Source organism: Kitasatospora sp. NPDC057015, assembly GCF_042673745.1.
In the GTDB taxonomy this organism is placed as follows: Bacteria; Actinomycetota; Actinomycetes; order Streptomycetales; family Streptomycetaceae; genus Kitasatospora.
Genome location: NZ_JBHUSG010000012.1, coordinates 166,365 through 180,789 on the forward strand (window position 1 = coordinate 166,365; position 14,425 = coordinate 180,789).

Sequence of the window (14,425 nt, forward strand, 5' to 3'; positions counted from 1 at the left end):
ACCTGCGGGCCGCTGTCACATCCGCACCGTTTCGTACGTCATCACGGTGACGGCACACGAGCGGGAGGCTGACGACGATGAACGACCAGGAGTTCCTGGCGCTGCGGTTCGAGGAACACCGGACCCACCTGCGGGCCGTGGCCTACCGGATGCTGGGCTCGCTCAGCGAGGCGGACGACGCCGTCCAGGAGGCCTGGCTGCGGCTCGGCCGGGCGGGGTCGGACGGCGTCGGGAACCTGGGCGGGTGGCTGACGACGGTCGTCGGGCGGGTCTGCCTGGACATGCTGCGTTCGCGCCGGACGCGGCGCGAGGACCCGCTGGACGTCCATCTGCCGGACCCGATCATCAGCAGCCCGGAGGGGGCCGGCCCCGAGCAGCAGGCACTGCTCGCGGACTCGGTCGGGCTCGCCCTGCTCGTGGTGCTGGAGACGCTGCCGCCCGCCGAACGCCTCGCGTTCGTGCTGCACGACCTGTTCGCGGTGCCGTTCGACGAGATCGCCCCGATCGTGGACCGCTCGCCGGCGGCGGCCCGGCAGCTCGCCAGCCGGGCCCGCCGCCGGGTGCAGGGCGCCACGCCCTCAGCGGAGGGCGACCTCTCCCGGCAGCGCGAGGTGGTCGACGCCTTCCTCGCCGCCGCCCGGGACGGCGACTTCGACGCCCTGGTGGCGGTGCTCGACCCCGAAGTGGTGCTCCGTGCGGACTACGGCGGGTCGGCCCTCGGCGCTGCCTCGCGGACGGTGCGCGGCGCGGCGGCCGTCGCCCGGGGCGCGGTCACCTTCTCGCAGGCCGCGCGGTTCGCCCAGCCGGTGCTCGTCAACGGAACGCCCGGGCTGCTCACCGCACCTCGGGGCGAACCGTTCTCGGTGATGGGCTTCACCGTCCGGGGCGGACTGATCGTCGGGATCGACGTCCTCGCGGACCCGGAGCGCCTCCGACGGCTCGACCTGTCCGTGCTCGACACGTGACGGGCGGGCCGGCGGGACGAATGCGGGCCGACGACGATCGGCTGTCATCGGGCATCCGTCATCGGTCATCGGACCGCCGTCAGTCAGCGTCTGACATCTGTCAGCCGTCAGCCGTCAGCCGTCAGCCGTCAGCCGTCAGCCGTCAGCCGTCAGCCGATGATTGTCGGTCGGCGGCCGGCACTCGCCCCCGTCAGTCGTCCAGTTCCGCCAGGAAGTCCAGTGCGGCGGCCCAGGTCTGCTCGGCGGCCTCGGCGTCGTAGTCGGGCAGCTCGGGGTCGGTGAAGATGTGGCCGGCACCCCGGTAGCGGTGCACCTCGACGTCGGCTCCGGCCTTGCGCATCCGCAGGTACCAGGCGTTCAACCAGTCCTCGGACTCGAAGGGGTCGGGCTCGGCCACGTGCAGCTGGACGGGGATCGCGGTGGCGGCGTCGTCGCGGATGTCGGAGGTCCCGTGCAGGAGCAGCAGACCCTTGGCCTGCTCGTCCGCGAGGGCGAGGTTCTGGGCGAGGGCGCCGCCGAGCGAGAACCCGGCGTAGACGAGGCGGTCCGGCGGCGTGGTGCCGTTGGCGGGGGTCAGCAGCGGGACGACGGCGGCGACGGCTCGGCGCAGGAGTTCGTCGTTGGTGAGCTCCTCCTTGTACGCCATGCCCTCCTCGACGGTGTCGAAGGTCCGGCCGTCGTAGAGGTCGGGGGTGTGCACCTGGTGACCGGCGGCGCGCAGCCGGTCGGCGGCCGCGTGGACGGCCGGGCGCAGCCCGTAGGCGGAGTGGAGGAGGACGATCTGGGCCACGGGTGCATTCCTTCGCGATCTCGACTGGGTCGCCTCCCATGATCTCGCATGATCCCCCGGTAGCCCTCGGCGCACGCCGCGACCCCTGCCGCCGCCGGTCCCGTCCGCTCGCTCCGCATGCCCGCCGCCCCGCCCGCCGCGTGGCCGCCGGGTGACCTGGCGGGCGCCGGGCGGGGCCGGCACCCACGCCGTGGTGAAGAGTCGACGAACAGTCAGTCCCACCTCTGTGAGGCCGCATTACCGGGCGGTAGCCTGAGCGCGTGACTCATCCCATACATGTCAATTCCCCCGCGGACGCCACCACCCGCCCGCGCCGCCGCCAGGTGCTGAAGGCCACCGCCATCGCCGCCGGGGCGGCGACCCTGCCGCTGGCGCTCGGCGAGCGTGCCGTCGCCGACGCGCTGCCCGCCGAGGCTCCCGCCTTCCTCCACGGCGTCGCCTCCGGCGACCCGCTCCCCGACGGTGTCGTGGTGTGGACCCGGGTGACCCCCACCCCGGCCGCCGTGCCCGGTTCGGGCGCCGGAGCGGACACCGAGGTCCGCTGGGAGCTCGCCACCGACCGCGCCTTCGCCTCCGTCGCGGCGAGCGGCACGGTGGTCACCTCGGCCGGCACCGACCACACCGTGAAGGTCGACGCCCGCGGCCTGCGGCCCGACACCACGTACTGGTACCGCTTCACCGCCGGCGGCGTCGCCTCGCCGACCGGCCGCACCCGCACCGCGCCGGCGGCCGACGCCGCCGTGCAGCGGCTGCGCCTGGGCGTCGCCTCCTGCGCCAACTGGGAGGCGGGCTACTTCGCCGCCTACCGGCACCTGGCCGCCCGGGGCGACCTGGACGTGTTCCTCTTCCTCGGGGACTACATCTACGAGTACAAGACGGGCGAGTTCTGCGCGGCCGGCAAGGTGGTGCGCCCGCACCTGCCGGCCCACGAGATCCTGAACCTCGCGGACTACCGCACCCGGCACGGCAACTACAAGACCGACCAGGACCTCCAGGCCCTGCACGCGACCATCCCGACCATCGCGATCTGGGACGACCACGAGTTCGCGAACGACGCCTCCTCGGTCGGCGCCGAGAACCACACCCCGGCCACCGAGGGCGACTGGGCGGCCCGGGTCGCCGCGGCGAAGCAGGCGTACTTCGAGTGGATGCCGGTCCGCCCGTCCATCGCCGGCACCACCTACCGCCGGCTGCGCTACGGCAAGCTGGCGGACCTCTCGCTGCTCGACCTGCGCTCGTTCCGCACCGCCCAGGCCAAGGTCGGCAGCGGGGACATCGACTCCCCCGACCGTACGATCACCGGCCGGGCGCAGCTCGACTGGCTGAAGGCCGGGCTGTCCGCCTCCGACACCACCTGGCGACTGGTCGGCAACTCGGTGATGATCTCGCCGGTCGCCTTCCTCTCCCTTCCGGACTACCTGCTCCGCCCGCTGGCCAAGCTGCTCGGCCTCCCCGGCGAGGGCCTGGCGATCAACCCCGACCAGTGGGACGGCTACACCCACGACCGCCGCGAACTGCTCGGCCACCTGAAGGCCCAGGGCATCCGCAACACGGTCTTCCTGACCGGCGACATCCACTCCGCCTGGGCCGCCGACGTGCCCAACGAGGCCGCCACCTACCCGGCTTCGGGCAGCGTCGCCACCGAGTTCGTGGTCACCTCGGTGACCTCCGACAACGTGGACGACTTCCTGAAGGTGGCCCCGCAGACGGTCTCCCTGGTCGCCGCCGGCGCCCTGAAGGCGGCCAACCGCCACCTGAAGTGGATCGACCTGGACTCGCACGGCTACGGCGTCCTGGACGTCACCCCGGACCAGGTCCAGATGGACTACTACGTGCTCTCCGACCGCACCAAGCGCGAGGCCACCAGCACCTGGACCCGCTCCTACCGCAGCCGCTCCGGCAGCCAGGCCCTGGAGCGCGTCTGGGCCCCCGTGAAGTAGCCGGCGCCGCCCGCGGCACCACCGCCCATCGCGCCCCCGTGGTCCGGCCCACCGAGCCGGACCACGGGGGCGTCCGGGTTCACCCGGCGGACGCGACCACGGGTCGAGGCCTCAAAGCACGCGGTAGCGACCCGACTTGACGTCGGCGACGAACGACGACCACGCCTCCGCCGGGAACACCAGCGCCGGACCGTCGGGGTCCTTCGAATCCCGCACCGGCACCAGACCGGGGAACCCGTCGGCCACCTCGACGCAGGCGCCGCCGTTGTTGTCGCTGTAGGAAGCCTTCCGCCACGACGCGGCGGACAAGTCGGGAGCACTGGTAGCCATGTTGAGAAGTCCCCTCATCACACTGCGAATCAGTTGCACCGACTCCTGCACCGACAATGCATCGGCTCGCAGCAAATCATAGGCTTGTTGCCGACGCTGGACCTCCTGCGGGTCCTCGATGAAGTGGCCCCGATCAAGGCTCTCCGAGTACACCCGCCGCTTGCAGTCAGGGGACACGACCAGCGAGGTGAAGGTGCCGAACGACACCCGCTCCCCCAGACTGTAGGGCGCGATCTGGATGACCACGTTCGGGCGCCGACCGACGTCCAGCAGGTGCTGCAGCTGCTCGTACATCACCTCCGGACCGCCGACCACTTGGCGCACGGCGGCCTCCGCGAGGACGACAATCAGTAGCGGGGCGTTCGCTCCGCTGAAGCGCTGCTGGCGACCGAGTCGGGCGGCCACCCGCTCCTCGACCAGCTCCGGATCCCCTGCCGCGTCGCCATGCCGGAACAGTGCGCGGGCATAGCGTTCGGTCTGCAGCAGCCCAGAGATCCGAAGGACGTTGAACTCCTGGATCACCGCCGCCTTGGCCTCGATCCCCGCATACCGCTGGAACCAGTTCGGATGCTCGACCGGCACGTACCAGTCGATCTCCTCCCAGATGGCCAGGAGATCACCGCCCGTCCCGAGGATCCGGTCGCAGGCGGTCACGAGGTTGCGCTGCGGGACGCGGCCGCCCGACTCGATGTGGGTGAGTTGCGGCCGGCTGCACGGGATCAGACGTGCGAGCTCCCCCTGCGACATGCCCTTGGCCTCGCGGGTGCGGCGGAGCAGGCCGCCGAAGACCGATCCGGCGCTGGCCCGCAGCGGCGGGGACGGGCGGGGCGGGGAGGACTTGCGACCGGTCATGGTCTCTCCGGTGGTGTCGGCGATGCGGCCGGGCGGATTCACTGACTGATCGTCAGCGTAGCTTCACCATGGGCGACCGACAGCGGAACGTCACAACTTGCCCACTTTCCGTCATCAGGGGCCCGATGAGTGCTCGGTCTTCACCGAATCTCCCGATCGACCGGAGAAAAGGCCGCCGGGTCGGCGAGCGGCGTTCTTTGTTTTCCAATTACACATAATGCGTGCCGCCACCGGGCTCTCTTTGCGTGCCCTTCTCGCCCATCCTCGAATGACCGCCGGAGCAGTGAATTCGCCGTATCCCGGCCTTCCGGGACGAGTTGTTCGCCCGAAAGGGTTGACGCCGAATCTTGGTCTAGTCCAATCTAGGGTTCGGACTCGTGAGGGGGCGTCAATTCCCCAGGGGCGTACGGAATCCACGCGCGCCTCATCCTCCGACGGCCATCGGCTCCCCGACGGGAATTCCTCCACGCCCTCGCGGCGGGCTGCCCGCTGTCGGCCGGCCCGGCCCCGCCGTGCTCCCGATCCGCCCTGTACCGAACGACCCGAGCCTGGAGTGACCGCATGACCGGATCCGACCGACCTCTCCACCGTCCCCCGTCGCACCGGCCGTCCCCCGGCGCCACGCGAGCGGTCCGCCCGGCGCGGGCGCCCCTGGAACCCTCCCCCTGGGGGGAGTTCGCCATCGCCTTACCGCTGCTGCGACGCCCGGCGACGCGCCACGGCCGGCAGAGCGTGCGGCCACCGGCGGGCGGCTCCCCGAGCAGCGGTCGGGTGCGGCCGTGAGGGGAGCGGGGACGGTGACGGTGGCGGGGCCACCGGCGATCAGTGCGGCTCTGACGGCCGCCCTCGCGGCCGATTCCGGAGACGGGATCATCTACGACCTGTCCGGCATCGGCGAGCGGTACACCACCCTCGTCGAGGAACTGCCGGGCGTGGACGTCCGGTTCGCCATGAAGGCCTGCCCGGTGGACGAGGTGCTCGCCCACCTGGCGGCGCGCGGCGCCGGCTTCGACGCGGCGAGCCCGAACGAGATCGCCCAGGCCGTCCGCACGGGCGTACCGCTCGACCGGATCCACTACGGGAACACGGTCAAGTCCGACCGGAGCATCGCGCAGGCGTACCGGCTGGGCGTGCGGGACTTCGCGACCGACAGCCTGGAGGACGTCGCGGCGATCGCCGCGCACGCCCCGGGCTCCCGGGTGTTCTGCCGGCTCGCGACCACCGGCGAGGGCGCGCTCTGGGGCCTGAGCGGGAAGTTCGGCTGCTCGGGCACCGACGCCGTGCTCGTCCTGGAGGCGGCTCGGAGGGCGGGTCTGACGCCGGCCGGCCTGTCGGTGCACGTCGGCTCGCAGCAGATGACCACCGAGGCCTGGCAGGACGCCTTCGAGCGGATCGCCGACGTCATCGTGGCGCTCGCGCGGATCGGGATCGCGCTGGACCACGTCAACCTCGGCGGAGGCCTGCCCGCCCTCGGCTACCTGGACCGGCGCGGCGACCCGCTGGACCCCCCGCTGGACAAGATGTTCGCCGTGATCCGGGAGGGCGTCGAGCGCCTGCGGGAGATCTCCGGCACCGAGCTGGACCTCGTGATGGAACCCGGCCGCTACCTGGTGGCCGACCACGGCGCGATCAGGGCACACGTCTCCCGGCTGTCCTCGCGCCAGCAGCTCGACGGCGAGCGCCGGCACTGGCTCTACCTGAGCTGCGGGAAGTTCAACGGCCTCTACGAGATGGACGAGTTGCAGTACCGGCTGGTCTTTCCCACCCATCCGGACGCGGAGTACGTCGAGGCCGTGGTGGCCGGTCCCAGCTGCGACAGCGACGACGCGTACGACCACGAACACAGCCTCGTCCGGGTGCCCAGGGACGTCGCCTCCGGCGATCCGGTCTGGATCCTCTCCAGCGGTGCCTACGCGGCCAGTTACACGACCCGGGGATTCAACGGATTCGACCCGCTGCCGTGCGGCTGGATTTCCGGGGATCCGGCAGACCGACCGTGACCGGCCCCGACGGAGCCGCGATACGCGTCCGTCGGCCGGCTGCGCGCGGATGATTCTCCGTCGACGAAGAACATCGAATTCCGCTGTCCGGCCGGGCATTTGACCGCTGGACCGCACCGTGCGCCGGCTCGCCCGCCGACCTGGGCATTCCCGGCCGCACCGCGCGACCGCACCGCATTCCGGCAGCCGAGGACAACCGACCGCCGCCTCGCATTCCGCCGCTCCGGCCCGAACGCCGCGGCACCCGGCCCTCGTGGTCCGCAACCGACGCGACCGACGCGACCGACGCGACCCAACGCAACCAACCAACCGACCAACCGACCAACCAACCAACCATCACCGACAACCCATTCGGTCCCTGGAGTTCCCGCATGCCCACGCCCGACCGCTACCTGTACCGAGCCGCGTCCGACCGCCCGTACTTCAGTGCGGACGGCGAGACCTACCTCGCGCAGACACCCCTGAGGGACATCCGCAAGACGCAGCCGCTGCGGGTGCTGTCCGAGGAGGACCTCGCCTTCTGGCAGACCTACGGCTACGTCGTGGTCAAGGAGGCCGTCCCCGCCGAGTCCGCCCGGCGACTGCTGGACTTCGCCTGGGAGTTCCAGGGGCTCGACCCGCAGCGCCCGGAGAGCTGGTACGAACCCCGGCCCTACCGCGACGAGTTGGACCGGCACCTGCACGTCTACGGCTTCGTCGAGGCGTACCACCATCAGCTGATCTGGGACAACCGCCAGACCCGGCGGGTCTACGACGCCTTCGTCGACGTCTGGGACTGCGAGGAGCTCTGGGTCACCCTCGACCGGCTGAACCTCAACCCGCCCAACGTCCGCAACCGCGACCGGGCGCTGATCGAGCCCACCGAGACCGGCTTCGACATCGAACTCCACTGGGACATCGACAGCACGCTCGGCGTGGTGCCGCAGCGCGTCCAGGGCATCATCGCGCTCAACGACACCGAGCCGGACCACGGCGGATTCCAGTGCAACCCCGAGCTCTTCCGGCGCTTCGACGAGTGGAAGCTCGGCCAGCCGGCCGACCGCGACCCGATCCGGCCCGCCGTCGACCGGGAGGAGTTCCCCGTCGTACGGCCCGAACTGTCGGCCGGCGACCTGCTGATCTGGAACGGCGCGCTGGCCCACGGGGTCGCCCGCAACATCTCCGAGAGCGGCGTCCGGGCGGTCCAGTACCTCTCGATGATGCCCGCCCTGGAGGAGCACGAGGAGATGCGCCGCTCCCGGATCGACTCCTGGTCCACCCTCGCCACCCCGGACTGGAACCGCACCCTGGTGGGCGACGCCGTCCGGCACGAGTCCCTGCGGTACGGCGCCGGCGAGCTCGACGAGCTCGGCCGGAAGCTGCTCGGTCTCACCTCCTGGCAGGGATCGGAGGCGGCCCGGTGAGCAGCGCCACCCGCCCGCGCCGGATCTGCCTGGCCCTCCCCACCGACCGGGCCTGCACGGAGACCATCGCCGACATCGGCGAGGAGGCCGCGTACGCCGCGACGACGTTCGGGGTCGAGGTGCACCTGCTGATCCTCGACTCCTCCGCCCCCTCCACCTTCGCCGACCACGCCAAGGCCGTCGACGCCCTCCCCGGCGCGGTGGACGTGACCGTGCACCACCTCGACGAGGAGCGGCAGCGCGGGTTCCTGCGGGAGGTGATCGCGCGCGCCAGGGCCGCCGACGCGGCCGGCGCCCCGGCCGGTGACCCGCTCCGTGACCCGGAGCTGCTGCTCGACCTGATGCTGCCGGACGCCGTCTCCTACGGCGCCTGCACCAACCGCGCCTTCCTGCTCGCCGCCGCACTGGGCTGCGACTCGATCCACCGCCGGGACTCCGACAGCGGCTACCAGAGCCTGGACGGCCGACGGGTGTTCCCGATCCACCACGAGCTGCTGTCGCTCGGGCGCTCGGGTGCCGAGGCGGCGGACGGCGTCACCGAGAACGCGCTGGACCCGGCGCACGGCGACAAGCCGGTGTCGATGGTCGGCGGCTCCTTCGTGGGTGAACTGTCGGTCGACGTCGGCGAGATCAAGGAGCGCGACCCGGCGATCTACCGCGAGGTGGTGAGCCTGTGGGCGCCGCCCGAGTGGTCCGCGGAGGAGATCGGGGGGCTGGTGGAGGAGTCCTTCGTCGGCGCCGGCACCGAGCCGTTCCGCGCGGACCGGTCCGTCCTGGACGTCCCCGACATCTGGCGCCTCGACATGTGCAACATCGGGTTCGACCGCGAGCTGTACGAGCGGGTGCCGCTGCCGCCGGCGACCGCCACCATCGGCAGCGACTACTTCCTGCTGCACGTGGTGCGGCACGCCCCGCTTCCGGCGGTCGTGCACAACCGCCACATCGTCAACTACTACACCCCGGAGCGGCGTACGGGCTCCGGCTTCGTCGCCTACCAGCTGCGGTTCGTGAAGTTCCTGCTGTCGATGCTCTACCTGCACCCCGTCTACTTCGACCTGGAGGCGGCCGGTCCGGCGCTGCTGGACGAGGAGCACCGGGTACGCGCCGGCGCCATCGCCGGATTCGCCCGGCGCAGCGCCCGGGCGGACCGCGCGGAGAACGTCCGGCGGCTGGACGTCGTCGACCGCTGCTACCGCGAACTGGGCGGCAAGTACCGGGAGTTCGCCGACCACCTGGAGCCGCTGCGGGAGCGCCTGCTCGACGAGGCCCAGGCCGACATCGAGTACTTCGCCCTGCTGGTCGAGGCCTGGGCCGCACTGGTGGCGGCGAGCCGGGCGACCGGCCTCGCCGGGCCGCCGCACCGGCCCTGACCACGGCCCGGCCGGCGGCGGAGCCGGCAACTCCACGCGCCCGCACCGGCGGTGTCGCGTCTTCGACGGAAGGGAATCGAACGGTGGCCGAGGACACCATCCGGCTGCGCCGGCTGGCGGACGACGACTGGGACGAGGTCGTGGCGCTGGAGGCGCGGGCCTACGCGGAGAGCGGCCTGTCCGAGGGGCCCGAGGTGCTGCGGTCCAGGGGCCGGGTATCGCCGGGCACCTGCTTCGTGCTGGAGCACAACGGGGAGTTCGGCGGCTACCTGCTCGCCCTGCCCTACCCGCGCGGCGCGTGCCCGGAGCTGACCCTCGCCGAGGGCGCCGGCTTCGAGTCGGACAACCTGCACGCGCACGACTTCGTGATCACCGAGGAGCTGCGCGCCCGGGGCCTGTCACCGCACTTCGTGCGGGAGATCGAGCAGGAGGCCCGCTCGCAGGGGTTCGGGCGGATCTCCATGGTGGCCGTCCAGCGCAGCCACATCCTCTGGCGCCGGCTCGGCTTCGTCGCCGATCCGGCGGTCGGCCTCCCGGTGAGCTACGGCACCGAGGCGGTCTACATGTCCAAGGCCCTCTAGGCCGCGGCCGCCCGCGCCCCCGCGTCCGTCCCCGGCCTCCGAACCACCAGCGATCCGCTGCCCGGGTCACCACCGAATGAACGAGTAGGGCTGATTCCCACATGTCCGGCATTCACGATCCCTTCCGCAGAGCCCAGGTGGCCATCGCCGCCCTGTTCCTCTTCCTCGGCTTCCAGTACGCCACCTGGGTCTCCCGGCTGCCCGCCCTGAAGACCCGGCTCGACCTGAGCGAGGCCCAGGTGGGCCTGCTCCTGATGGCGGGCGGGCTGGGGGCGGTGCTCTCGTTCCCGCTGGTGCCGATCGTGATGAAGCGGCTGGGCTCGCGGCGGCTGTCGTTGCTGTCCGCCCTCGTCCTCGGCCTGATCCTGCTCGTGCTGGCCGGCACGCCGAACTACCCCGTCACCCTGCTGGTGATCGCTCTCGACGGCGTGGCCGTGGGCTTCCTCAACGTCGCGATGAACGCGCAGGGCGCCGCCCTGGAGGTCGAGTACGAGCGCACCGTGATGGCCAGGTTCCACGCCACCTTCAGCGCCGGCTCGCTGGTCGCGGCCCTGCTCGCCTCCGGCGTGAACGTGTTCACCTCCTCCCTGGCGGTGCACTTCACGGCCGGCGCCGCCCTGCTGCTGCTCGTCGTGGGGCTGACGTACCCGGGCCTGCTGCCCCGCGACCAGCAGCCGGCCGACGAGCCGGCCCAGCCGGCGGACGCCGAGGCGCCGGCGCAGCCGGCGAAGCGCCGCGGGCTGCCCCTGCCGTCCCGGGTGACGATCTGGATGGGCCTCGCCATGGTGTTCGGCACCGTGACCGAGGGCGCGATGAACGACTGGTCCTCGCTGTACCTGAAGGACGTCGCCGGGGCGGGCCCCGAGGTCGCACCGCTGGGCATCGCCGTGGTGTCCGGGATGATGGTGCTCGCCCGGATCTTCGCCGACGGCTGGCGCGCCCGCTGGGGCGACGGCCGGATCGTGGTGGCCGGGAGCGCGCTGGCCGGTGCCGGGCTGGCCGCGGCGCTGCTGGTCGGCGGGGTGGCGCCGGCGCTGCTCGGGTTCGCCTGCGTGGGCCTGGGCGTCGCGGCGGTGACGCCGTGCGTCTACGTGGCCGCGGCCCGCCAGGGCGCGGAGGCGCTGGCCCTGGTGGCCGCGACGGGGACGACCGGCCTGCTGGCCGGTCCCGCCCTGATCGGCTTCATCGCGAACGGCAGCAGCCTGGTGTGGGGCATGGGCGCCGTCGCCGTCTCGGCCGGGCTGGTCTCGCTGTGCGCCACCCGGATCCGCTGGACGGCCCTGGTCAAGGCCGCCTGACCTCAAGGCCGCCTGACCGCGCCGGCCCTAGCCGGGCCCGCCGGGGCCGAAACGCGCCACCAAGTCCCCCGCGGTGAGGCGTTCCAGCTCCGGCGGCGCGGCGTCCAGCGGGCCCGGGTAGAGCCGGTACACGGCGCCGGACAGCTGCTCGGGCGCGGGGACGTCGCCGTCCACCAGGGCGGCGAACACCCGCCGGCCGGCCAGCAGCGGGCCTGCGCCGCCGGCGCCCGTGTCGACGACCTCGCCGCCGCGCAGGGCCCGGATCCGGCCGGCGAAGGCCGCCACCGGCTCGTCCGCGCCCCGGCGCCAGCGGCGCAGGCCCGCGTCGTCCCGGCCGCGCACCAGCACCTCGTCCGTGCCCGCGGCGGCGGTCGCGCAGGCGAGGTCCCAGAGCGTGGCCCGGTTGCCGGGGGAGAAGTGGGCGAGCACGTCGCGGGAGAGCCGGCCCACCTCCTCCTGGTACCGCCGGACACTGTGGAACCCGCCGTCGGCACCGGTGTTGAGGTCCGTCCAGGTGTACCGGCGGTCCGCCAGGTCGATGATCATCGGAACGCAGACCTTGGCGTCCCCCAGCAGGTCCAGCCGCTGTCGGACGGCCTTCGGGTCGAACGGGCCGGCCGCGCGGTCGGCGGCGTCCAGTTGGAGGAATCCGGCGAAGGCGTCATCGAGGTCCTCGAAGGAGACGTCGTTGTAACTGAAGACGATCATCACGGCGTAGCGGGAGCCACCGGCCGCCAGGCGGCCGAGGTCCAGGTCCACGAACTCGGTGGCGCCGTGCGGCGGCGGGGCCGAGACGAAGTCCCCGGAGTGGACGGCCGCGCGGTCGCCGTGCACCAGCGCGGTGTAGTCGCACAATCCGGTGAACCGCCACTCGGCGTCGTACAGGGCGACGGACAGGTCGAGGTCGACCCGGAGGTCCTCGGGCTGCATCCAGTGCAGGAAGAGCCGCAGGCGCTCGCCGGCCGGGAGGCGCTGGCGGCTGCCGCGCGGCACGGCGACCAAGGTGCGGGCCGCGGCCCGCTCGGCGAACGGCGCCACCAGGTCGGCCAGGCCCTCGTCCAGCAGCGCCAGCTCGTACCGCTCGCCGGCGCTTCGCCGCAGCAGCTCGGCCTCGATCAACTCGCAGACCGAAGAGCTGAGTTCCGCCGGAACCAGAGTGCCGTGGTCGGCCCGGGCATGGGCCAGCGAGACCGTTCCGCGCGGGAAGTACAACCGCCGCTCCCCCTGCTCGCGGACACCCCGCAACCGCCCGTACGCGCCGAGCAGCGGGCCAGGCGCGGCGCCGCGCAGGGCGTCGGCGACGGTCCGCAGGACGGCCTCGGACAGCGGTTCGCCGGGATCGACGGTGGCCTGTACCCGGAGCAGGTGGTGCAGCCGACGGGCCAACTCGCCCGGCCGGCGGGCCAGCACCTGCACGGCGCCGGGCACGTCCCCCACCGCCAGCAGACTCTCCACCTGCCCGGCGAAGCCGGTGAAGGCGAGCCGGGCGCGCCCGCCGCCGCGCGCCACCGTGAGCGGGGCCGGCGGCACGGCGAACTCGGCGCCCACCGGGTGGTCGTCCAGGTCGGTGCCGCGCAGCAGGGCGAAGGCCGCCGCGACGTTCGGGTAGCGGTGCCGGAACTCGTACGGGTGGAGCAGTTCGCCCACCCGCAGCCAGGCGGACCGGTGACGGCGGAGGTCCTCGGCGAGGCCGGCCAGCGGGAGGGCGTCGAGGATGGCCAGCAGGTCGCGGCGCAGCGGCCTCGGCAGGTTGTGCAGCCGCAGCCGGCGGGCGGTGGCCGGGAGCAGGTCCGGCTCGGCGCCGGAGCGCGCCCAGAGCAGCCGCAGCACGTCCGTCGCGGTGTCGATCCGCTCGGCGAGCACCGGCAGCGCCCTGCCCGGGTCGCGCCGCAGCAGCGCGGCGAGGACGACGGCCTTGGTCTCCCGGACGGGGATCCGCTCCGGAAGCTGCTCGGCCAGGTCGTCGGGGGCGAGGGCGAGCAGCATCCCGAGGTCCTCGCGGTCCTGCGGGTTGAGCGGGGTGCGCCGGGCCAGCAGGCGCTCCAGCCCGGCGAGCGCGACCGTCCGGGCGTCGCCCTCGGCCAGGCGCAGCGGACGCAGGGTCAGCTGCCCGCCGAAGTCCTCGGCGGCCATCCGGCCGGCCCGACTGTCCTCCCCCAGGTACGTCCCCTCGGCGAGCGGGGCGTCGCAGAGCGGGCACGCCCCGCCGCGTCCGGCCGCCACCAGCCCCTCGTGGCAGCCGCCGCACAGCAGGTGGGCGCAGGGGGCGAGGGCGCCGATGCCGGCCTCCTCGCCGGTGCGGCCGCAGTGGGCGCAGGGCTGGCGGGGCTGGTTGAGCAGGAACGCCCGGATGCTGCGTGAGTACAGCAGGTGCGCGTGGTCGGGCACCGCGTCGGGGAAGCGGTGGAACAGCGTCTGGTGCCGGCGGTCGGCGCCCAGCAGGCGGTCGATCCGGGCGAGCAGCCCGCCGCCGACGGCGGCCAGCCCGGCGGGCGTCAACCTGCCGAGGGTGGACCGGAGTTGGCCGGTGAGCAGATAGCCGCGGCGGACCAGGTCGGCGTCCAGGGCCAGCAGGCCGTCGGCGTTCCACGGGTCGGTGGCGGGCAGCAGGTCGGTGGTCGGCACGCAGACGACGCCGTGCCGGCGGAGCAGGAATGAGTCAAGGTCGGCGTCGAGGACAGCCGAAGCGACTCGGGTCAAAGATGTCCCCCGAGGAGAGGAAGGCAGAAGAAGAAGGGGGGCGGAGAGGGGGCACGCTGGTTCGTTGTCAGGGTGAGTGAGAAGGAAGCACGCCGCGGAGCCGCCCGCACCGGGAACACTAGCGGGGGCCCACCCGGCGGGCCACCGAATTAACGGCGGCCCGCTCGCCCTCCCGCCCGCTCACACCCTCGACGGC

The 14,425-nt window shown here is 73.0% G+C and carries 10 protein-coding genes; 7 read left to right on the forward strand and 3 right to left on the reverse strand.

What is annotated here, in order from left to right:
- The first annotated feature begins 77 nt into the window (after positions 1-77).
- Entirely contained in the window at positions 78-965 is an 888-nt protein-coding gene (sigJ, locus tag ACFTWP_RS14975; RefSeq protein ID WP_380264928.1) for an RNA polymerase sigma factor SigJ, read from the forward strand.
- Positions 966-1,155: 190 nt separating this feature from the next.
- On the opposite strand, the gene ACFTWP_RS14980 is transcribed toward sigJ, so the two are convergent.
- Positions 1,156-1,755, reverse strand: coding sequence for a dienelactone hydrolase family protein (locus ACFTWP_RS14980; RefSeq protein ID WP_380264929.1), 600 nt, complete (start codon positions 1,753-1,755; stop codon positions 1,156-1,158).
- A gap of 260 nt (positions 1,756-2,015) precedes the next feature.
- Here ACFTWP_RS14980 and ACFTWP_RS14985 point away from each other — a divergent pair, with 260 nt between their 5' ends.
- Positions 2,016-3,695 carry an alkaline phosphatase D family protein gene (locus ACFTWP_RS14985; protein ID WP_380264930.1) on the forward strand — a complete coding sequence of 560 codons (1,680 nt, stop codon included), beginning with the start codon at positions 2,016-2,018 and terminating at the stop codon, positions 3,693-3,695.
- Positions 3,696-3,806: 111 nt separating this feature from the next.
- Here ACFTWP_RS14985 and ACFTWP_RS14990 read toward each other — a convergent pair whose 3' ends face one another.
- On the reverse strand, positions 3,807-4,919 hold the full coding sequence (locus tag ACFTWP_RS14990) for a Scr1 family TA system antitoxin-like transcriptional regulator (RefSeq protein ID WP_380264931.1): 1,113 nt from the start codon (positions 4,917-4,919) through the stop codon (positions 3,807-3,809).
- Between the two features lie 761 nt (positions 4,920-5,680).
- Here ACFTWP_RS14990 and ACFTWP_RS14995 point away from each other — a divergent pair.
- From ACFTWP_RS14995 to ACFTWP_RS15015, 5 genes are all read left to right on the forward strand, one after another.
- Positions 5,681-6,877, forward strand: coding sequence for a type III PLP-dependent enzyme (locus ACFTWP_RS14995; RefSeq protein ID WP_380264932.1), 1,197 nt, complete (start codon positions 5,681-5,683; stop codon positions 6,875-6,877).
- Positions 6,878-7,248: 371 nt separating this feature from the next.
- A complete protein-coding gene (locus ACFTWP_RS15000; RefSeq protein ID WP_380264933.1) occupies positions 7,249-8,280 on the forward strand; it encodes a phytanoyl-CoA dioxygenase family protein in 1,032 nt (343 codons plus the stop codon).
- Positions 8,277-9,650, forward strand: coding sequence for a DUF6271 family protein (locus ACFTWP_RS15005; RefSeq protein ID WP_380264934.1), 1,374 nt, complete (start codon positions 8,277-8,279; stop codon positions 9,648-9,650). The genes ACFTWP_RS15000 and ACFTWP_RS15005 overlap by 4 nt, the downstream gene beginning before the upstream one ends.
- A gap of 83 nt (positions 9,651-9,733) precedes the next feature.
- Positions 9,734-10,231, forward strand: coding sequence for a GNAT family N-acetyltransferase (locus ACFTWP_RS15010; RefSeq protein ID WP_380264935.1), 498 nt, complete (start codon positions 9,734-9,736; stop codon positions 10,229-10,231).
- A gap of 101 nt (positions 10,232-10,332) precedes the next feature.
- Complete coding sequence (locus ACFTWP_RS15015) at positions 10,333-11,529, forward strand: MFS transporter (protein ID WP_380264936.1); 1,197 nt, start codon at positions 10,333-10,335, stop codon at positions 11,527-11,529.
- Between the two features lie 27 nt (positions 11,530-11,556).
- On the opposite strand, the gene ACFTWP_RS15020 is transcribed toward ACFTWP_RS15015, so the two are convergent.
- Entirely contained in the window at positions 11,557-14,229 is a 2,673-nt protein-coding gene (locus tag ACFTWP_RS15020) for an MXAN_6230/SCO0854 family RING domain-containing protein (RefSeq protein ID WP_380264937.1), read from the reverse strand.
- Between the last annotated feature and the right edge of the window lie 196 nt (positions 14,230-14,425).